At 31.0% G+C, this 21,061-nt stretch carries 17 protein-coding genes, 1 other RNA gene and 1 CRISPR repeat array; of the genes, 16 read left to right on the plus strand and 2 right to left on the minus strand.

From position 1 onward, the window contains the following. Nucleotides 1-2 precede the first annotated feature (2 nt). From K8P03_RS08565 to K8P03_RS08625, 13 genes are all read left to right on the plus strand, one after another. Complete coding sequence (locus K8P03_RS08565; protein WP_223420271.1) at nt 3-443, plus strand: single-stranded DNA-binding protein; 441 nt, start codon at nt 3-5, stop codon at nt 441-443. A gap of 70 nt (nt 444-513) precedes the next feature. Further along, nucleotides 514-1,275 (plus strand): Fic family protein, encoded by a 762-nt coding sequence (locus K8P03_RS08570; RefSeq protein ID WP_223420272.1) that lies wholly within the window; start codon nt 514-516, stop codon nt 1,273-1,275. A gap of 90 nt (nt 1,276-1,365) precedes the next feature. Next, nucleotides 1,366-1,640: a CRISPR direct-repeat array (repeat unit 31 nt; unit sequence GGAATTTTACCCGCATAGGCGGGGGTGATCC). Between the two features lie 125 nt (nt 1,641-1,765). Further along, nucleotides 1,766-2,860, plus strand: a complete 1,095-nt coding sequence (locus tag K8P03_RS08575) for an adenine-specific methyltransferase EcoRI family protein (RefSeq protein ID WP_223420273.1) — start codon at nt 1,766-1,768, stop codon at nt 2,858-2,860. A 1-nt stretch (nt 2,861) separates the two neighbouring features. Further along, entirely contained in the window at nt 2,862-4,061 is a 1,200-nt protein-coding gene (locus tag K8P03_RS08580) for an adenine-specific methyltransferase EcoRI family protein (RefSeq protein ID WP_317847352.1), read from the plus strand. Between the two features lie 2 nt (nt 4,062-4,063). Next, a complete protein-coding gene (locus K8P03_RS08585) occupies nt 4,064-5,158 on the plus strand; it encodes an HNH endonuclease family protein (protein WP_223420275.1) in 1,095 nt (364 codons plus the stop codon). Nucleotides 5,159-5,404: 246 nt separating this feature from the next. Continuing rightward, nucleotides 5,405-5,974 (plus strand): hypothetical protein, encoded by a 570-nt coding sequence (locus tag K8P03_RS08590; RefSeq protein WP_223420276.1) that lies wholly within the window; start codon nt 5,405-5,407, stop codon nt 5,972-5,974. 83 nt (nt 5,975-6,057) lie between these two features. Beyond that, complete coding sequence (locus K8P03_RS08595) at nt 6,058-6,978, plus strand: hypothetical protein (RefSeq protein ID WP_223420277.1); 921 nt, start codon at nt 6,058-6,060, stop codon at nt 6,976-6,978. 8 nt (nt 6,979-6,986) lie between these two features. Continuing rightward, a complete protein-coding gene (locus tag K8P03_RS08600; protein WP_223420278.1) occupies nt 6,987-8,867 on the plus strand; it encodes a hypothetical protein in 1,881 nt (626 codons plus the stop codon). 41 nt (nt 8,868-8,908) lie between these two features. Next, nucleotides 8,909-10,054 (plus strand): DUF4116 domain-containing protein, encoded by a 1,146-nt coding sequence (locus K8P03_RS08605; protein WP_223420279.1) that lies wholly within the window; start codon nt 8,909-8,911, stop codon nt 10,052-10,054. 470 nt (nt 10,055-10,524) lie between these two features. Then, entirely contained in the window at nt 10,525-10,818 is a 294-nt protein-coding gene (locus K8P03_RS08610) for a hypothetical protein (protein WP_223420280.1), read from the plus strand. Then, nucleotides 10,809-12,446: a relaxase family protein gene (locus K8P03_RS08615; RefSeq protein WP_223420281.1), complete on the plus strand. Its 1,638-nt coding sequence runs from the start codon at nt 10,809-10,811 to the stop codon at nt 12,444-12,446. Before K8P03_RS08610 ends, K8P03_RS08615 begins: the two co-directional genes overlap by 10 nt. 3 nt (nt 12,447-12,449) lie before the next feature. Then, on the plus strand, nt 12,450-14,681 hold the full coding sequence (locus K8P03_RS08620) for an aggregation-promoting factor C-terminal-like domain-containing protein (protein WP_223420282.1): 2,232 nt from the start codon (nt 12,450-12,452) through the stop codon (nt 14,679-14,681). An 85-nt stretch (nt 14,682-14,766) separates the two neighbouring features. Further along, nucleotides 14,767-15,594 carry a C39 family peptidase gene (locus tag K8P03_RS08625; RefSeq protein WP_223420283.1) on the plus strand — a complete coding sequence of 276 codons (828 nt, stop codon included), beginning with the start codon at nt 14,767-14,769 and terminating at the stop codon, nt 15,592-15,594. 444 nt (nt 15,595-16,038) lie between these two features. On the opposite strand, the gene K8P03_RS08630 is transcribed toward K8P03_RS08625, so the two are convergent. Then, nucleotides 16,039-16,656 (minus strand): helix-turn-helix domain-containing protein, encoded by a 618-nt coding sequence (locus K8P03_RS08630; RefSeq protein ID WP_223420284.1) that lies wholly within the window; start codon nt 16,654-16,656, stop codon nt 16,039-16,041. Between the two features lie 206 nt (nt 16,657-16,862). Continuing rightward, nucleotides 16,863-17,218, minus strand: a transfer-messenger RNA (tmRNA) gene (gene ssrA, locus K8P03_RS08635). Nucleotides 17,219-17,366: 148 nt separating this feature from the next. Between ssrA and K8P03_RS08640 the strand changes: the two genes are divergently transcribed. The 3 genes from K8P03_RS08640 to glgA are packed head-to-tail and all read left to right on the plus strand — an operon-like array spanning nt 17,367 to nt 21,059. Next, nucleotides 17,367-18,500 (plus strand): glucose-1-phosphate adenylyltransferase, encoded by a 1,134-nt coding sequence (locus tag K8P03_RS08640; protein ID WP_223420285.1) that lies wholly within the window; start codon nt 17,367-17,369, stop codon nt 18,498-18,500. Between the two features lies 1 nt (nt 18,501). Further along, nucleotides 18,502-19,629: a glucose-1-phosphate adenylyltransferase subunit GlgD gene (gene glgD, locus K8P03_RS08645; RefSeq protein WP_223420286.1), complete on the plus strand. Its 1,128-nt coding sequence runs from the start codon at nt 18,502-18,504 to the stop codon at nt 19,627-19,629. Next, a complete protein-coding gene (glgA, locus tag K8P03_RS08650; protein ID WP_223420287.1) occupies nt 19,629-21,059 on the plus strand; it encodes a glycogen synthase GlgA in 1,431 nt (476 codons plus the stop codon). The genes glgD and glgA overlap by 1 nt, the downstream gene beginning before the upstream one ends. Nucleotides 21,060-21,061: the final 2 nt, after the last annotated feature.

The following is a 21,061-nucleotide window of genomic DNA, read 5'->3' on the forward strand; positions in this document are numbered from 1 at the left end:
GTATGAATTTAGTAATATTAAAAGGTAAGTTAATCCAAGATCCTGAAATACACGAACTTAGTAATTGTGATTTGTGTGTATTAAAAATTGGAGTCATAAAAGATATAAGTAAAGAAAAAATTCAAGAATTGATCGATAACGGAGAATATATTTATGATATATACACGATATTAGTATTTAATAAATATGGTAAAGTAATAAAAGAAGCTTTAAAAAAAGGATCAAATGTTCTCGTAGAAGGCAGACTGTCAAAAAATAAAGTAGAAAAAGATGGGAACACCTACTATAATACAAGTATAGTGGGTAAAAGAATAACATTTTTAGATAAAAATAGCAGCTCAACCGATGTCGCAGAAAACAAAGAAGAATTCTTTGAAGATGATTTTCAAGAAGTAGACCCAGGTGAATTTGGAGTTATCTATAATGAAACTATGCCATATTAAGGGTATAAATACCTTCTTTAAAAAATAAAAAGCCTTAAAACGCAAAATATGACGTTTGGAGAGGAAATATATGACACATTATGACGAAATAAAACAATTAAATGACTTTGTAAAAGAAAATATAGATAAATTACCAAAAGAAACTTATCAAAGCATAGTTGACGACTTTGATTTAAGGTTTACTCATGAGTCGACTAAGATCGAGGGCAACACTTTAAGTATAGCCGAGGTTAAAACTTTGCTTGTCGATAAGGTATCGATAGGGGGCAAAGATCTTAGAGAGCTATACGAGGTTACCAACAATGAAAAAGCTTTTAGGCTTATAAAAAGTCGACTAGAAGAAGGTGCAGCACTCGATGAGGAGCTGATAAAAGATATTCACCAGGTAGTTATGGAAAATATCCTTGAAGGCGGCTTGTATAGAAACTACAACGTCCGAATCACAGGAGCTGGCTTCACACCGCCAGATTGGACGGAAGTAAGGAATGCTATGAAGTGGTTTATGGCAGATTTTGAATCTAAAAAATCTGATCTAAATGCTATCGAGCTTGCTTCATACGTCCACGCTGAGTTTGTCAGAATCCACCCTTTTCAAGACGGAAATGGCAGAACTGCAAGATTGTTGCTAAACTTTATGCTTATGAAAGCAGGCTACCAGCCTGTAATCATAGAAGCTAAAGATCGACCAATTTACTATGAGAGCCTAAATGATTATGCAGCTGCAGGAAACTTAGAAAACTTTTATAGTTTTATCCTGAATAAAGAAAAATTTATCCTGGAAGATTTAAAATCAGAAATTTATAAAGTGAAAAATAGAGGGAAAAGCCGATAAAATAGAGGTATAAACACCTTAGGATAAAAATAAAATGCCTTAAAATGCAAAATACGAAGACTATAATTAGCTTGAAATCAATATTTGCTAAGTATTTTACCCGCATAGGCGGGGGTGATCCTAGACTAGAGGAAGGTGTAGCACTCGACGAGGAATTTTACCCGCATAGGCGGGGGTGATCCTAGACTAGAGGAAGGTGTAGCACTCGACGAGGAATTTTACCCGCATAGGCGGGGGTGATCCTGGTCACAGTCCCGTTGCCATAATTACAGTGGAATTTTACCCGCATAGGCGGGGGTGATCCCTATCTACTCCTACCCCTCGACTGAGGTTTTCTATTTTACCCGCATAGGCGGGGTTGATCCTGTTTTTATAAGTGCAACTTTTGTTTTTATAAGGTTTTACCCGCATGAGCGGGGTTGTAGATAATATTGGATTTTTTGTTGTCATTGTTTTGATTTACTTATAAGGAATAATAAAGGAGAAAAAATTGGCTAGTAATGAAAGTTTAAACTCTGCTGCAAGAGATAAAAATGATGAGTTTTACACTCAGCTAACTGATGTAGAAAACGAATTAAGATATTATCGAAAACACTTTAAAGGAAAAACTGTTTTTTGTAATTGTGACGATCCATTTGAGTCAAATTTTTTTAAATATTTTGTTCTTAATTTTAATCGCCTAGGACTTAAAAAACTTATAGCTACTTGCTATGCAACTTCTCCTATAGCAAATCAGCAACTAAGCCTATTTGAAGTTGTAGGGGGTGATGAGTCAAGCGAGGGAAGACCTTATAAAGCTGTTGTCACTAAAATTTACGATGCAACAGGTGATGGTGGTATCGATATGCTCGATGTTGCCGAACTTTTTAAAATGGGCGAAAACGAGCTGACAGAGCTTAAAGGTGACGGAGATTTTAGATCTGAGGAGTGCCTGGAACTTTTAAAAGAAGCTGATATTGTGGTTACAAATCCACCTTTTTCTTTATTTAGAGAGTATGTAGAAGTTTTAATGGACTACAAGAAAGAATTTCTAATTATTGGCAATCAAAATGCAATTACTTATAAAGAAATTTTCCCATTGTTAAAAGAAAACAAGATGTGGTTAGGCAATAAAGCTGGTGATATGTCTTTTACTGTTCCAGATTATTATGAGCCAAGGGAAACCAGGTATTGGGAAGACGAAAATGGGCAAAAATGGAGATCTTTAGGTAATATTTGTTGGTTTACCAATCTTGATATTAAGAAACGCCATGAAGACTTGATTCTTATTAGAAAATATAATCCTAAAGATTATCCAAAGTATGATAATTATAATGCTATAGAGGTATCTAAGGTTAAAGATATTCCATATGATTACGAGGGGATTATGGGAGTACCAATCACATTTATGGATAAATATAATCCCGATCAGTTTGAAATATTAGGGAGTAGACGTTGGTCTAAGTCTGAAGAATTATTAGATTCTCACATTTCTAAGAATAGGGAGATAGCCATTAACGATAAAAAAACATTGATAAATTCCAAAGAAACATATGATAGAATTTTCATTCGTAACAAGCACCCAGAACCAAGAAACGAGGATTGAAGTGACTGAAAGTAATAATAGTCAATTGGCAAATGCTAAAAAAGTCAAAAACGATGAATTTTACACAAGGCTTACGGATATTGAACAAGAATTAAGATATTACAGAAAACATTTTAAAGGAAAAACGGTTTTTTGTAATTGTGATGATCCGTTTGAAAGCAACTTTTTCAAATATTTTGTTCTTAATTTTAATCGACTAGGACTTAAAAAATTAATAGCTACTTGCTATGCGACTTCTCCTATAGCACACCAACAGTTGTCTTTATTTGATGTTTTAGGTGGTGATGAGTCTAACATAGGAAAGCCTTACAAGGCTGTCGTCACTAAAATTTACGATGCAACAGGTGATGGTGGTATCGATATGCTCGATGTCGCTGAACTTTTCAAAATGGGTGAAAATGAGCTGACAGAACTTAAAGGTGATGGAGATTTTAGATCTGATGAATGCCTGCAGCTTTTAGAGGAAGCTGACATTGTAGTTACAAATCCACCATTTTCTTTATTTAGAGAGTATGTGGCAATTCTTATGAAGTATGAAAAGCAATTCGTCATAATGGGAAATAAAAACGCCATTACTTACAAAGAGTTTTTCCCTCTATTAAAGAGTAATGAGGTTTGGGTTGGAGCAACTTCACTTAATGGTGGAAGATGGATGATTATGCCAGGTAATGTTGAAATTCAGAGTAAGAAGACAAAGATAGATACAAATGGTGATATTATTTTAAATGTAGCTGGTGTTTGTTGGTTTACCAATCTTGATATTAAAAAACGTCATGAGGACTTGATTCTTATTAGAAAATATAATCCTGAAGATTATCCAAAGTATGATAATTATGATGCTATAAATGTTGATAAAGTGACAGAAATACCTTATGATTACGAAGGATATATGGGAGTACCAATCACATTTATGGATAAATATAATCCCGATCAGTTTGATATAATAGGTCTATTACAATCTAGTACCGATGAACAAGCAGGAATACCAAATTTAAGATACTACAATGATTTTAGGGAAATGAGGCAAGATATGTCTTATACAAATGCATCAGGAGGAAAAGCTAACGGTAATCCAGTATTAAAAGGAAAATCAAAAAATGGGAATTTTCTATATAACGAAAAAACAAAAGAATATGTTCATTCTGTTTATGCTAGAATTTTAATAAGAAATAAAAATCCAGAGCCAAGAAACGAGGACTAAAAATGATTATAGAAGAAAGAAAAGTAACCGTTGGTGAGGTTGCAGAAGGCTACTTTAACGATGCTGAAGAAGGTGTAACAGGATATGACGATAGACTTGATATTAGACCAAAGTATCAAAGAGAGTTTGTTTATCCCGAAAACGATAGAAATGAAGTTATCCGTTCCGTTTTAAAAGGATTGCCACTTAATGTAATTTATTGGGCAAGAACTGGAGAGGATTCCTATGAAGTTTTAGATGGTCAACAAAGAACAATATCACTTTGTGAATATATTGATGGTAACTTTTCCGTAGATGACAAGTTTTTCCATAACTTGCCTAAAGATATTCAGGATCAAATATTGAAATATGAATTATTTGTTTATGTTTGTGATGGAACTGATAGTGAAAAGCTTGAATGGTTTAAAATAATTAATATTGCTGGCAAGAAGTTGACAGATCAGGAATTAAGAAATGCAGTTTATGCAGGATCACGGACAACTGATGCAAAAAGATATTTTTCAAAAACAGGAAGTGCTGCTGATGGTTTAGCAGGCGACTATTTAAAAGGAACTTCAATCAGGCAAGAGTACCTTGAAACAGCTCTGTCTTGGGCATCTTCTCGTGATGGAATTTCTATCGAGGAGTATATGGCTAGGCATATGCACGATCCAACAGCACAGGAGCTATGGTCTTACTTTAGGTCTGTTATAGAGTGGGTACAAGCTATTTTCCCTAAATACAGAAAAGAAATGAAAGGACTTCCTTGGGGTCTATATTACAATGAACATAAGGATAGGAAAGACCTTGATCCTGTGAAGCTTGAAAAAGAAGTTCAACGATTAATGGGCGATGAAGATGTTAGTAAAAAATCAGGCATTTATGAGTATCTTCTAACAGGAAAAGAAAAACTCCTAAACATAAGGAGTTTTGATAGACGAGATAAATTAGTAGCTTATGAAAGACAAGGTCATAAGTGTGCTGGTTGCGGCAAAGAGTTCGAATTTGACGAATTACAAGGCGATCACATAGTCCCATGGAGCAAAGGCGGCAAGACTATAGCTGAAAATTGCCAAATGCTATGTGGTGACTGCAACATAAAAAAATCTAATAACTAATATAAAACTCCAGGTTTTAATCCTGGAGTTTTTGTTTGCTCGCTGCATTTTATGATTTTATAAATACAGCATACATTAATTAACTAGTTACTTTAATATACACAAGTCGTTTTAAAGAATTTAAGTATCGTATTATGATAATAATTGCACGTATTATTGTTATAATTATCGTATTATGATATAATTATAATAGATATAAGCTGATATATAATATATTTATTAAAAAATAAAAGAAAGGGTGAAATAATGGAAGAAAGTAAATTAGAAAAATATCAGGAAGAGTATGAAATTAGAGGAATGAACACTTACAGATCCGATTTTCTAGAGGATCGTGGAGAAGAAATATGTGATGAGCTAAAATATGAGCTTGAGAACAGGTCGGAAGAAGATTACTACATTTGTGATGTAATAACGGATTTAGCATCAGGTTATGTAGATATAATGAACGAAGATCTTATTAATAGCATTGGTGACCTCTATTGGGACGGATTTTATGAAGAAACCATGTCGCAAATTGGTTCTCAAGGGGACTTGATAAGGGATGTTCAAATGTGCCAGGACGATGCCTATAGTTATTGTTTATATACTAATCTTGATAATATTGTTAAGAACCTAGTTTATGATAAACTTTATGATTTGGGAATAGATGTAAACGAAATGATAGAATATGCCCCAATTACTGAAGGTGTCGATGAAAGAATAGATGATATTGATAACAATCTCACTATCAAAGAATTACACGAAGAAATCGATGATGTAATTTCAGACTTATGTAAAGAATTAGAGTTAGAAGTTGATAAAGAAAGAAGTAGATAATTTTTTTTACAACTAAATTATTAAAATATGATAAAAATATTATTTTATTAACTAAAATTATCACAATATAAAAGGAGAAAACTATGAGTTATTATGAAGTAAGAGCAAATGTATATCAATTAATCAGTGAAAATTATGAAGATTATATTAAATCGCTTATATCTATTGAAAAAAATATAAATAATGAGGATTGTTTAAATTCAATTTATAACGAGTTTATGAATGATAATAATGCAGTTTCAATATTTGATGCTGACATCGATGGCTATATTGAAAAGCTAGGTATTGATCTTGAAGATGAAAAAGTCATTCATGGCGAGCCTATAAGCTATGAAGAAGAACAGGAGAGGGAAATCGACAGAGAGAAATTTTATAAAGACGATTACGAAAGTTTAAAAGCTGATTTAGACGATGTATCTTATTCATTGTATGAAAATTTATTGTCTGAAAATTCTGGTTGTTTGACCGATAAAATAAGCGAAATTGCAGATTATGCTGTCGATGTTTACTCATCAGACTTATATAGATCGCTTCCAAAATTGGCAAATAGCGGATATTATGACAGGGTGGCTGAGGAATTCGGTTTATCAGGTGACCTCGATAGGGATATAATGTCAGCTCAATATCTGAGAAATACAGACGACTTATATGAAAACTTAGATGATATTGTAAGAAACGTTGCTATTAGTATAGCTAAAGATTATGAATTACCACTAACTGAGGGTATTGAGGAAGCTTTAAACAATATAGGTGATTGCAGCAGTTATGACAGCATCGAGCCTATTCTTGATGAGTTAAAAGATACAATAGGCTATGAAGCTCAAGAAATAGCAAAAGATAAGCTAATAAGCGAAGGTATTGATTTAGATGACTTTATAGAAGAATACTTAGAAGAAATAAACGTGTATGAGTTAGATAGTAATCAAAACATGATGGATTTAATAAATGATAAAGTTGATGAAATTAAAGAGAGCTTAGGAATAAATAAAGATATAAACAGGTAGGTTTAATTATGATAGATTATAATGAGTCTTTAAAACTAGATAAATTAAATGAGAGTGACTTGTTAGGAAAATATAATCATTTAGTCTGGGTTACACCTGGCAGCCTTGTAGATATATTAAGGCAGCTAGAACCATCTTACAGGAATGAGGGAAAGTCAAATGATTTAAGATACCTGGTATATGATCTAGGTGATGGTTATGCACTTATAGAAGGTAGTGTTGGAGATTATAGGAAGCAAATATCACCTCTACCTCTTGATATTCAAAGTATTTTAGATAAAAGCCTTGAACAAGAAATTAATAAAGTGTTTAAAAATAAAAACAGTGATCCGAAAACGAACGAATTAAGCATTAAATTTCATGCCAATCTTCTAGTAAATGAACTTAAAAAAGTTATGAGTAAAGAATTTAAATTAAAAGAAGAATTTAAAGATAACAAAGAATATTTTGATTATTTAGACTCAGAGTATAGCAAAATAGCACAAGAAATTAATGAAAATGTAAATGAAAAAAAGGAAAAGGTTCAGGGAATAGTAGAATTTTTTAAAGCAGAATATGGAAATACAGAAGAAGAAAGCTTAAAAAGCATCTTAAATGATTATCTAGAAACTAAAGAAATAGGAGTTGCCTACTACGAATCCGACGACGGTGTACCTACACAAAGTAAGTATTCTTTAGATACAAATGAGTTTGTTCAATATATAAATGAAGTTGAGGTAGAAAGAGAATCTGGCGGAGTGTCTTTCTTAGGTTATACTCCTACTTATGATGATTTAGTATATGTAGATGTTACAGACGAAAAGCTAAAAGAACTTGGGCTAGCTTACAATTCTTTCCACGAACTAACTTTCATCGAGGAAAACAAAGTTTTAATAGATTCTATAATAGAAGAATTTGAAGATCAAGTTATGTTAGAAGCTGATGGAAAGCCAAATGGCGGAAAAAGTTTTGACAGCGAAACATACAAAGATTTCTACGAGGAACTTGAAAATTATTTTGATATGGACGTGATGACAGTTCAGGAGTTTGACAAAGAGCTAAATAAGTGTGGATTAAAGCTTCCACAAAACATATACGAAAAATATACGGAAAATCAAGAGGACATAGAGATGACAAAAGATGTAAAAGATTTAGCTATTAAGTTTTCCAACAAAGATGTTCATGAATATAAAACAAAAGATGTTTTTGATAACAATAAGGAAATAGTTAAATTCAGAATAAGATTTCCAGAGGAAAGTGAATATAAAGATTTCTCATTAGATACAAAAATCGCACCAAGAGTAAATGACGATGGTTTAACTTCATATATGTATATAAGTCCAGAGTTTGAATATAAAGCTATAGCACCTGGTGTATCAAATGACGGAGAGCTTGATTGGAAAAATAAAAAAGAAATAAAAATATCAGGCACTGATCTTCAAAGAGAATTTAATAAAGGAAAAGAAAGGTTAGAAAAACTTTCTGATGAAGTCACAAAGAACGATGTTTATATAAAGTTTTTAAATACGAGCGTGAATGAATATAAGGTAAATGACTTATATTATGATCAAGGAGAACATAGTAAATTTAGAATAAGATTTCCAGAGGAAAGTCAATATAAAGATTTTTCAATCGATACAAAAATCAAACCTATAAAAAACAAAGACAATCAAACCTCTTATATCTATATCGATAAGGATTACGATTACAAAATAGTAGCACCAGGTATAGATGAAAATAAAAAACTTAACTGGGAAGATAAATCAGTTCTAAAGGTTAAAGGATCTGAATTAAAATTTGAATTTGATAAGGGACTTGAAAGAGTAAATGAAATTTGCTCTCAAAAAGTTCCTGATGAAAAAATTGAAAGCAACAAAAAAGAAATTGACAAAGGTGAACGAAAAAGATAAAAGATAGCTCCCAATTGGGAGCTAATTTTTAAGGAGTTATTATGACTAGGGTTAATGCTAGTGTAGATAAAGAAATATTTGAAAAAATGATAGGCGGCATTAAGCGTGAAAATGCTGAACTAAAAATAAGTGGAGAAGAAAACAATAAAAGAATCAAAGAGCTAGAAAAACTTATAGATGAAGTTAAAGATAAATGTGAGTACCTAGAAAAATTAAATAATGTATATAAGGCAAAAATTGATGAATTTAATAACAATGCTGCAAGCAACGATTCAATCGATCTATTAGAGAAAATAAAAAACAATACAGAATTTGCTTATATTATCGATAATCAAATTAGTAATAGCAATAAGTTTGAAGAAAAATTTAGAAACTTAGTATCTAAAGATAATATCACAATGAGCGACTTAAGGCATTTCATTACAGAACAGGAAAAATATAAAAACTATATTTATAACTTTAATGAAGATCAGATAGTAAAGATATTTAAGAAGAAAGCAGAGCCTGCTGATACTGTTTTGGGAATGATGAGTATAGATGCAAGAGAGAGTGTTGAACTTGCTGAATTAATATCATTACAAAATGTGAATCAGGGTTTGAAATATTTTGATGAGTCTGTAAAACAAAATCTTAAAATATGTAAAAGCTTTGTTGAAAGTGATGTAAGCAATTTTAAATATGTCAATTTAGATACCGAGAGTTACTACGATCTTTTCTTTAATGAGTTTGAAAAAAATCCTAAAATTCTGATTTACCTTAATGAGGAAATAAAAAATAATCCAGAAAAGTTTGTTTATAACGAGGAAGATGAAAGTAAAAAAATATCATATGAAAGAAAAATAAACTTAAAGATATTTCCTTATTTTTTATTATGTTTGGGAGATAGAGTGGTGGAAAAATATTCTTTAGCAGAAAAAGTGCTTATGGATCATGGCGAGATAATAAAATATTTGCCAGAGTCCTTAAGGAATGATGAAAGATATATTTTAGCTGCATTGAAATCTAATCCTGAATATATCTTAAATGTAAAAGAAGACTTAAGATCAGACAGAAGATTTTTGTTGGAAGCACTAAAACAAAATCCAAATATAAAAAATATTATCCAGGTAGATATTACAGAAGACGAATTACAAAAAGAAAATAATTTTAAGATGTCGAAATCTTTTTTAGAGAAAATCTTTAAATGAGTTATTTGTTTGTCTTCTAATAATTAGTCAAGAACGAAGTTTTTATGATAGAAAAAATAGTGGGTTCGGGAGATTTTCTCCTGATTAATCAGCATTTATGCTGCAAGTGCAAACCTTCAAAAATACAAAAAAGATGCTTTTTTGTCCCCAGTTTGCGTATCTTGTCAAGGACAGATTAACAAGATGTCCTTGTTTCAAAAAAATAGAAAATTTTAAAAAAGAATTAACAAGTCTGATCATTTATGATTAGTCTTGGATTTCAAAAATTAGAATTTAAAAAATATTATTCGTAGCTGTTTTGCAAAACGATTTATATTTTTGGGGGAAAAAATTTAGAAAATAGAAAATTAATAAATAAAAATATATAAGTCTAATCATTTATGATTTGTCTTATAGTTACAAAAGTTTAAAAATAAAAACACATATCATATCTAATTATTAAATGATTTGTGTTGGAAGAAGGAATAGATTTGTATAAAAGAAAAACATTTATGTTAGATCAAAACCTATCTAATAAAATTAGAAATGCAACAAAGAAAATAAAAAATTATACTGAATCGGATTTGATTAACGATGCAATCAAACACTACTTTGAAAACGAAGAAGAAAATTTAGTTGCAGAAAAATTAGATCTAATAATTTATCACCTAGACAATCTTGCTGATACAGATAAAGAAATAAAAAATATACTTCAAGATTGTTATAAAAAAATAGGAGAAGTTATAGATATTCTTGAAGAAAGGAAAAACTTTAATTGCCAATAGTAAAATTAGTAAGCGTGGTACACGATGGCTCTAAAAGAATTGCAGAAAAAGCAACATCGAATTTAATCGAATATAATTACGACGTACAAAAAAGACCACCTTCTGGTGTGGTAAATCTTTTAGACTATGCTGATAACAAAAATAAAAATTTTGATAATGAAGAATTTATATCTACAATAAATGGATTATCTAAAAATAAAAATGTTGCAAAAAAACAATTGATGATGACAAGAGCAAATAGGCTCTGGGAAAAAAACAGGCATGATCCTAAACCTAAAAAGAATTCTCGTTTTTTGTATCATTTTGTTGTGTCTTTTAATAAATATGATACAGAAAAATTTAGTTGGGAGCAGCTTCATAAATTTTCTGAGCAGGTCGCAAAAGAAATTTGCGGATCAGAATATCAATCATATCTTTCATCACATTTACCATCGAGCGATGAAAGCAATGATTATTTTCATACTCATATAGTAATCAATGCCTATTCAAAAAAATATAAAGGCAACAAGCTACATATACCAGAAGGTTATGTAGAAAAATTAATTTCAAAGACAAACAAGCTAGCTAATGTTTTTGGTTATTCAGAAGTATCTGAACCCGAAATGATTAGCAGCATGAAAAAAGATAAAAGCTGGTATGAACATAAGAAATATAAAAACAACGATTCTTGGAAAGAAGAATTAAAAAAAGATTTATACTATGTTAGGAATAACTCAAAAGATTTTTATGATTATATAGATAAGGTTGAAAAATTAGGATATAAAGTCAGATACAAAAATCCAAATACTGGAAAAGAATATAAGACCATTTCATATAGTCCAAGAAAGGATCAGGCGGAAGCAAAAGCAGTGAGAGGAAAGACATTAGGTTATGAATTTACTAAATTAGGATTGCAAGAATACTTTTCTTTAAGTTTTGAAGAAAGAAAAGAATACGAGAAGAAAAAAATAAAAGATGAATTATCTAAAATTAAAAATGAAGAAGAAAAGATGAGAACCTTAAATAATAAAATATTTAATAAGATAATGTATGCTGGTGAGCTAAGGAAAATAAAAAAATATGATAAAAATAAAAATGAAAAAACAAAGTTAGAAATAGACCTGGAGCTAGAAGCAAATTATTTAAGAGAAAAAGAAATCGAGAGCAGCGATTATATTAAAGACCTATACCATACTTTAAATTTTGTTTCGATGTTAAAAATAAAAAGTTATGAGGAATTAAATGAAAAGATAAAAGAAAAAGACGAATTGTTTAAAAAACTTTTTAATGAAAGAAATGAATTGAATAAAACTCTTGATGAATACAATCTGTATCTAGAATATTTTGATTTTGCAAAACAAGAAGGGAAATTAAAGTATGCCGAGTCAAGATCTACTATTACTTTGGAAGAACTTAAAACTGAAAAAGAACTTTTAGAAAAACAAATAATCACTTTAAATAAAAAAATTGACAATTTAAAAGTATATTCAAAAGATTTATTAAAGTCGAAAAAATTTTATGATAGTAAAGAAACATTACATGAGCATAAGGCAGCTCAAAAGAGCTGGATTGAAAGAGAGGAAAAGAAAGTTGCTAAAACTAATGTTAAGAAAGAAATATTAGATAAAGAACTAATGAATAGAGGATAGATAATGATAAAGGTTAATAAAAGATATGTAAGTAGCAACAGGGTTAATAAAGAAAAAATAAATAATGATAAAAAACTCAATGATAACAATAAATTTAAAACTACTGGAAAAAATAAAAAAGAATCTATTAAAAAAGCTAAACAAAAAAATGAAGAAAAAAGTTTTAAGAAAGTAGAAAGTAGATATATAAATAAAAACTTAAGTAAAAAAGATAAAAAATCTACTACTGTGGAAGCAACAGCCTTTAAAGTTGATGAAGTTGAAAGAAAAAATTATTTTGATAAAGGGTATTACGTTGGAAAGTATGTCGACAAGAAAATTAAAGGATCTGCAAAGGGAGCAGTTAAGTTTGTTAATAGAGAATTGATGAACGAATCAAGATCTGAAGAAAATTTAAAAATCGTTCAGGATTATGCCTATTATGGAAGAATGTATGGTGGATTAGCTAAAAACGTTGGACTTGAAGCAGCTTCTGCTGGAATGAATAAAATAAAGACCACTCCCTTGATTACACCAAAAGGTTTTTTAAAAGGAGATATAAGACTCGATACCAGGACGATAAATCAAAGATTTAATGACTTAGGTAATAAGGGACTTAACAAAATAACTGGTTTAGAAAATGCTAATATTGAATTTTTTAAAAATAACAAATACAAAAATTTAAAAAATATTATTAGTACGGATTCTCCTGGAAAAAAGTTTACTAATAAAAAAATATGGAATGAATACTTGAAAGAAAAAGGTCTTGATAAATCAAGCCTTAGAAAATATATGCTTGTATCTAGGTCAAAATATAATTTAGGTTATGCAAAACTGTTGTATGCCGATAAAGAATTTCTTTTAAATAACATTGAAAGGAAAAATTATGCTAAAACTATCAAAAAGTTTAATAAAATCAAAACTAGAAGAATTAAAATTAAAAATGCAAGCAAGCAGGGTGTAAAAGATTATGGCAGAAAAATAATAAGGGACTTAAAACAAGATAGCAATAATCTAGCTTTAAGCGGTTTAGGTGAATCCGTTGATATTCATAGAAACTATTATAGGGCAGGGAAGGCATTCATCTATAAACCAGGAAAAAATATAACTATAAAAACTAGTAAGCAGGTTATAAAGGGTGTTAAAAATAGAGATAAAATTAAAAGTGGTTTTAAATTAATTAAAACTAAGCCTGTTAAAGGTTACAAGAGCCTTGCAAAAACGTATGGTAGGTATAGAAGTCTATATAAATCTAATGGTTTGGGAGCGGTAATAAAAGACATAAGCAAAAATACCATCGTACGTGCTTTTAATCTAATAAAAAAACTGATGATAGGTATATGGCAAGCTATGAAAGCAATTTTAGCAATGATGTTAGGAGCTGGATTTTTTGCGATGATAACTATGGGTCTAATTATGGCTGTTACAATTGTCCTGGGTAATAATAGGTCGATGCCATTGACAGATATTCAAATTGAATCTGATGTACACCAGGGAGAGGGTGTTGATCCTACAAAAAAGAATTTTGGCGAAGATATAAAAGAGCATTTTGATTATATTAGAGAATTAACTAGAAAATTAGATGAGAAGTATAGGAGTGAAGCAGATATTGTAAATTATCTACAAAATCCTGATAATGCCAAAGCTATTTTATCTTTAATTTCCGTAGAAAATGATAATGACTTATCAAGTAAAAATAAAAATAAAATTTATAAAGCAATAGATCAATACCACAAAGACAGTCACAGAATTAAAAGAGTCTATTACATTACACATAAGGTAGGAGATACTACAGTGGTTCTAAAGTGCTATGATATAGAAACTGATGAACAACCTAGCGATATAGTTAAAGTCACTAATCCTTATACTAGGCTAGATAAAGAGGGAGTAATAGGTGGTATATCTTCAAGTTCTAGCGGCAGCACACATAATAATCTTAATAATCCTGGAACAACTGGAAATGTAAAAAACGACTTTGAATCTGTTGTAAAAGAATTAAAGATTAGTGATGTAGAGAAAAAACATTGGGAGTATATTATAAGTAAAGAATCAGGCTGGAATCCAAGTGCAAGAAATCCATCATCAGGAGCTTATGGATTAGGTCAAGCTTATCCGCCTGAAAAAATGAAAAGTTATGGTGAAGATTGGCAAACAAATCCTAAAACTCAATTACTATGGATGCACGATTATATGATAAATAGATATGGCTCTATAACAAACGCTTATAACTATTGGATCAAGAATAATTGGTATTAATTTTTTTTACAAACATTTTGTCATATTATGATAAAATAATAAATCAAAATGAGAAAAATATTAATAAATGATAAAAGGAGAGAGAATGAAAAAAAGTAAAATATTTATGATTGCTGGATTTATAGCAATAACTAGTATTTTTAATGTTACAGAAATAAAGGCAGACGAGCAATGGAAATTTGAAGGTTGGAATGGAGATACAGTATCTAATGCAGAAGATATGTTTGATAATGAGTGGAAATTTCAATATCCCATTTTAGAAGGAGTTGAAGAACAAGAACCTATACCAAATCAAGCAGATTCAAGCATACCAGGATCAGACTTTTCAGGAATTGGAATGCAGGATATTGCAAATATTGTAGGCGGATCAGGAGGAATGGGATATGTTAATTTTAATGGTAAAACATACGCTTATTGGAATCAAGGCGATTTTGGAGGAAATATACAAAGAGTAGGTTGTGGACCAACTTCATTAGCTATCCTCTTGTCAAACTTAACAGGTAAAAGTGTAAATCCAAGAAAAGTATGGAATGAAGCAGTACGACTAGGAGTTACTGGTACTAGTTATGGAAGCGATGGTAATGGATTAGCAAGAATGCTAGAGTCTTACTTGGGTAGTCAAGGATATACAGTTAGAAGGACTTTAGATTATAATGAAGCTAGAAGACATCTAAGCAATGGCGGAATGGCTTTAGGCAATGTAGGCGGCAGGGATTATTATTCTAATCCACCAAGGCGAATTGGAAGCTGGTTTAACTTTAATGCAGGACACTTTGTAGCTTATGCTGGGGCAGATAAGAATGGTAATATCTTTACTCTTGATCCTGGGTGGAGAGAGAGGACAGGATTGGTAGACAAAGGTATGGTTCAAAGTGCAACAAAGGCATATTTCTTGATAGAAAAAAAGAAATGAATGTAAATATATGTAAACAAAAATAAAAAGCTTTAAAACGCAAAATATTGATTTTGAATTTAGCTTGAAATCATAGTTTACTAAGTATTTTACCCGCATAAGCGGGGGTGATCCCTCCCCTATGCTGATAATCATAAACTTGACCAGATTTTACCCGCATAAGCGGGGGTGATCCTAATCATACTTAAATTTACTTGACAAGTCAAAAATTTTACCCGCATAAGCGGGGGTGATCCTATTGATCTGACAAGCTCAATGCAAAAGCTTTAATTTTACCCGCATAAGCGGGGTGATGATTATAGAAAACTAAAAGCCAGGATCTGGTACTCCTGGCTTTTGTGTGCCTAAATGTAGACTAATATCTTTTCTAATCAATATTAATTTACTTCAAAACCATTAAAATCAAAAAATGATAAAGTGTTTTAATATTTTTTATTTTAATTATTATAGTGATTTATTAATCTGCAATAACTTTCCTATTAACTTAAGATTATTGTTCTGAAGATCGATTACTTTATTATTGCCATCTATAAATAAAAAATTTCCTTCATCAAGCAATCTAGCTTTTATTAATTGAATTTTATCATCAATTTCATCAAGAAAAATGTAGTTTTTCTTATCCTCAAATTCATTAACTTTACAAATGTAAATTATATCATGCTCATCAAAACAATTAGGAAATTTAGCGGAATCTTTTATTTTGTATGCAGCGATATTTTTGTATGGTATTTCAGAAGGATTATCAAAAGGAACATAATATTCAGTATCTTTATTGTCTGTTACTAAAATATCGTCTTCGCTAAGTAGGGGAACTCTAATCATTGATGGAAAAACCTTTGTGTTAGTTCTTACATAGTTATCAACATCACTTAAGATTTCATCTGGTGTTGTTTTTAGGATCTCACATATTTCCAAGAAAACGTCTAAACTTAAAACATCTGGATTGTCAGATCTTTCATATCTATACATTGTTGGTATTGATTTTCCAATTCTATTTGCGAGGTATTCTAAAGAGTAATTCAGTTCTTCTCTACGATATTTTATTGCTTGTCCTATTTTCATATTTCCCTCGTATTATAATTATTTTCATTTAATCGTGTTACGAAAAAATGTTACGAAAATCGTAAAAATGTTACGATTTTTAAAACTATATGGAACTATATAGAAACATATAGAAAAAAGATGAAATCTAATAAATGTTATAAAATCAATATACAGAACCATATAGAACCGTCTAGGTTTAACTAGAAAAGTTTATTAGTTTAAAGTGGTGGAGATGAAGGGACTCGAACCCTTGTCCGTGAAAGCGTCACCAAAGGCATATACAAGCTTATTAAGTTTTAAAGTTTCGCATAGAAAATAAAAAACTTACAAAAAGTTTTTATGCTAGCTTCATAATACTCGATATAGCTCAAAGCTTTGATATATCGGTTGTCGCGTAATTATAAAACGAATATTAAGTCTGCGACGGACCTAATATTCATTGCTGGACCTATTACTAGGCAGCTAGTGCGAAGTTTGCTTCGCTATTTTCGTTTGCGTTTATATTTAATTATCAATTTACGTTTTGATATACGGCCTGCAGCCAAAGCCTCTTCAATCACGTCGAAACCATGGCATCCCCATATAGGGTAATTATACTTATATAATAATGCTTGTCAAAAGAGTTAAATATATGATAAAATATAAAAAAGAAAAGGTTTTCTAGAATATAATTTCCATATTTGGGTATATATATGAAGACAAATATAATTCATAAAACAGGAGGGCTTATGAGAAACGCAAATAACACTGCAGCAATGCTTTTAGCAGGTGGACAAGGTTCAAGACTTAAAGCATTGACAAGAGAGATGGCAAAACCGGTAGTTCCTTTTGGGGGGAAATATCGTATTATAGATTTCGCCCTTAGTAACTCTACAAATAGTGAAATTAAAGATATAGGTGTCTTGACTCAATATAAACCACAACTATTAAATGAACACCTTGGCATAGGCACTGCCTGGGATTATGACAGAAATTTTGGTGGCTTAAGAATTCTTACACCATACTATACTGAAGAAGGTGGTAGGTGGTTTGAAGGTACTGCTTCTGCTATATATGAAAATATCAATTATTTAGACGAGGTTAATCCAGAGTACGTTTTAATTTTATCAGGCGATCATATTTATAAGATGGATTACAGAGAACTTCTAGATGTACATAAGCAAAAAGGTGCTGACTGTACAATCGCTGTTATGGAAGTAGATTGGGAAGAGGCTAGTCGTTTTGGAATCATGAATACTGATGAAGATGGTAAAATTGTTGAATTTGAAGAAAAACCAGAAAATCCAAAATCAAACCTTGCATCAATGGGTATTTATATTTTCAATTGGAAAGTTTTAAGAAAAGAATTAATTGAAGATTATGAAAATAAAGAATCTACAAATGACTTTGGCCATGATATTATACCAAAAATGCTAAACCAAGGATCACCACTTTATGTTTATAAATTTGACGGTTATTGGAAGGATGTAGGAACAGTTAGAAGTTTCTGGCAGGCAAACCTTGATCTTATTGATCCTGATAATGAACTTCGAATTTATGATGATAACTGGAGAATATATACTAAATCTCTTAACCTACCTCCACATAGACTAGGCAAGAAGGCTGAGCTTACTGATACTCTTGTAAATGAAGCTTGTGTTATAAATGGCAAGGTTAATCATTCTGTTCTATTTTCTGAAGTCGAGATAGAAGAAGGAGCTGAAGTTTATAATTCAGTTTTATTAAATGGAGTAAAAGTAAAATCTGGGGTTAAGATCTATAATGCTGTAGTAGCTGAAAACATGGAATTAACCGAAGATATAGGCAAAGAAAATGACGAAAAAGTTTATCTTGTCAGCAATGAAGGGATAGAGGAGGAATAGGATGGAAAGAATTGTTGCTTTAGTTTATAGTCCTGACTTTAATGAATCAAATTATGGTCCTTTATGTAAATTTAGACCAGATTATATGTTGCCATTTGGTGGTAGATATAGAATTATAGATTTCGCCTTATCAAATCTTGCAAATTATGATATAAATAGGGTTATCTTGTATGCAGGTAGCAAATTGCGTTCTACTCTTGACCACGTTGGTAACGGAAAAAGCTGGGAATTAAATAGGAGAAATGGCGGCCTTATGATAAACCCAGTAGGCCTAGCTAGTAAAGGACCTAGAAGCGAAGTTGAAACATATTATGATACTATAGTGTATTTCCAAGAGCACGATTTTGAGTATGTTTACATCAAAAACCCAATGTACATTATAAAGGAAGACATTGGTGATGCAATGGAAAAAATGAAAGAAGAAGACATTGATTGTTTAATCTTATCAAATAAGACTGTAGATAAGGATGGAGAATATCTAAACCAATCCATTATTAATTCTGATGATTCAGGAAAACCAACAGGTGTTGGCATTAACCTTGGAATTACAGATACAGTTGACTTATTCCTAGGCTCCTTACTAATGAAAAAAGAAGCTTTCCTAAATGTTTTAAGACATGCCATGCAGGCTAATGTATCTAATACTATGCTATCAGCACTTTTTGCTTATCCTGGAAAGTTAAATATTGATTTTTATAGACAAGAGAAAGAATTCGAAATTATTAAGGATGTAAATTCTTTCTATGAAGTTAATATGAGACTTCTTGACGAGGAGATTTTTGATGACCTATTCTATAAAGATGGTTTAGTATATACAAAATCAAAAGATGAACCATCAACTTCTTATACCAAAAATGCCAATGTTAAAAATTCGCTCATAGCTAACGGTGGAATTATTGAAGGAGAAGTTGAAAATTCTATTATATTTAGGGGCGCAAAAATTGGAAAGGGAGCTATAATAAGAAACTCTATCATTTTCCAAGATTCTGTGATAGGTGACGGCGCTATTCTTAACTTTGTTATCACTGATAAGGGTACAGAAATAGGCCACGATGTAAGATTATTTGGTAATAGGGCAAATCCATTCGTTACAGGAAAAAATGAATCGTTAGATCAAAGGAGCTATTAATGAATATACTTTTTCTAACAAGTGAATCAGTACCATTCATAAAAACTGGGGGGCTTGCAGATGTTGCTGGAGCTCTTCCAAAGGAACTTAAGAAAAAAGGTGTTGATATTAGGGTTGTATTACCCCTACATAAGGGAATAGATGGCTCTTTCCGTGAAAAAATGGAAAAGGTCACAGAATTTTACGTAGATCTTGATTGGAAACACCAATACGCTGGAGTTTATCAGTTAGAATGGGATGGAGTAACTTATTATTTTATAGATAACCTTGAATATTTTGACAGAGATGGTCTCTATGGTTACGATGATGATGCAGAAAGATATATCTATTATTCTAAGGCATGCACTCTTCTACCAAAAGAAATTAATTTTAAACCGGATATAATCCATTCAAATGACTGGCATACAGCTATGGTCAATGTTTTTGTAAATGATTTTAGTCAGGGTGATAGTTTTTATGAAGACATAAGAACCCTATTTACTATTCACAACCTAAAATACCAGGGAGTTTTCAACTCTGATTATATGGCTCTAGCCGGACTTGATGGAAGATATTTCAATGAAAACGACTTAAAGTATTTTGATGCAATAAACTTTATGAAGGGTGGAATTATTCACGCAACTCATGTAAATACAGTATCAGAAAATTATGCCAGAGAAATTCAATATCCATTCTATGGCGAGGGTCTTGACGGAGTAATTCGAGAATATAATTTCAAGCTAGATGGAATTGTAAATGGAATTGACTATGATGTTTGGAATCCAAAAACTGATAAAAATTTAGCTAAAAATTACGACTTAGACTCCATTGATGATAAGTATGTAAATAAAAAAGAATTACAAAAACTTTATAACCTTCCAGAAAGAGATGATGTTCCTGTATTTGGTATAGTTTCAAGGCTTAATGAAATGAAGGGTATGGATCTTGTTAGATATATCCTAGAAGAACTTTTACAAGAGGATATTCAATTAGTTGTTCTAGGCACAGGCGACTATACCTATGAAGAAATGTTTAAATACTTTGAATGGAAGTATCCAGAAAAGGTAGCTGCAAGGATATATTATAATGATAAAGAATCACATGACATCTATGCAGGATCTGATTTTTATCTCATGCCTTCTATTTCAGAACCATGCGGTATAAGCCAACTTATAGCCATGCGCTATGGATCTCTGCCAATTGTAAGGGAAGCTGGAGGTCTAAAAGATACTGTAATTCCTTATAATGAATATACCGGAGAGGGTACGGGCTATTCATTTGCAAATATAAATGCACACGAACTTTTATTTGCAGCTAAAAATGCCGTTGAAGTATATAAGAATAAAAAAGACGTCCATAGACATTTGATAGAAAATGCTATGAAGCAAAAGAATGACTGGGAAATGTCATCTGAAAAATATTTAGAATTGTACGAAAGAATTAAAGCTTAGAA

It is taken from the genome of Anaerococcus murdochii (assembly GCF_019957155.1).
In the GTDB taxonomy this organism is placed as follows: domain Bacteria; phylum Bacillota; class Clostridia; order Tissierellales; family Peptoniphilaceae; genus Anaerococcus; species Anaerococcus murdochii.

What these genes read in the sequence shown, in the direction of transcription:
- K8P03_RS08565 (WP_223420271.1), top strand. Translation starts at nt 3, where the DNA reads ATGAATTTAGTAATATTAAAAGGTAAGTTAATCCAAGATCCTGAAATA.
- K8P03_RS08570 (WP_223420272.1), top strand. Translation starts at nt 514, where the DNA reads ATGACACATTATGACGAAATAAAACAATTAAATGACTTTGTAAAAGAA.
- K8P03_RS08585 (WP_223420275.1), top strand. Translation starts at nt 4,064, where the DNA reads ATGATTATAGAAGAAAGAAAAGTAACCGTTGGTGAGGTTGCAGAAGGC.
- K8P03_RS08590 (WP_223420276.1), top strand. Translation starts at nt 5,405, where the DNA reads ATGGAAGAAAGTAAATTAGAAAAATATCAGGAAGAGTATGAAATTAGA.
- K8P03_RS08595 (WP_223420277.1), top strand. Translation starts at nt 6,058, where the DNA reads ATGAGTTATTATGAAGTAAGAGCAAATGTATATCAATTAATCAGTGAA.
- K8P03_RS08600 (WP_223420278.1), top strand. Translation starts at nt 6,987, where the DNA reads ATGATAGATTATAATGAGTCTTTAAAACTAGATAAATTAAATGAGAGT.
- K8P03_RS08605 (WP_223420279.1), top strand. Translation starts at nt 8,909, where the DNA reads ATGACTAGGGTTAATGCTAGTGTAGATAAAGAAATATTTGAAAAAATG.
- K8P03_RS08620 (WP_223420282.1), top strand. Translation starts at nt 12,450, where the DNA reads ATGATAAAGGTTAATAAAAGATATGTAAGTAGCAACAGGGTTAATAAA.
- K8P03_RS08625 (WP_223420283.1), top strand. Translation starts at nt 14,767, where the DNA reads ATGAAAAAAAGTAAAATATTTATGATTGCTGGATTTATAGCAATAACT.
- K8P03_RS08630 (WP_223420284.1), bottom strand. Translation starts at nt 16,656, where the DNA reads ATGAAAATAGGACAAGCAATAAAATATCGTAGAGAAGAACTGAATTAC.
- K8P03_RS08640 (WP_223420285.1), top strand. Translation starts at nt 17,367, where the DNA reads ATGAGAAACGCAAATAACACTGCAGCAATGCTTTTAGCAGGTGGACAA.
- glgD (WP_223420286.1), top strand. Translation starts at nt 18,502, where the DNA reads ATGGAAAGAATTGTTGCTTTAGTTTATAGTCCTGACTTTAATGAATCA.
- glgA (WP_223420287.1), top strand. Translation starts at nt 19,629, where the DNA reads ATGAATATACTTTTTCTAACAAGTGAATCAGTACCATTCATAAAAACT.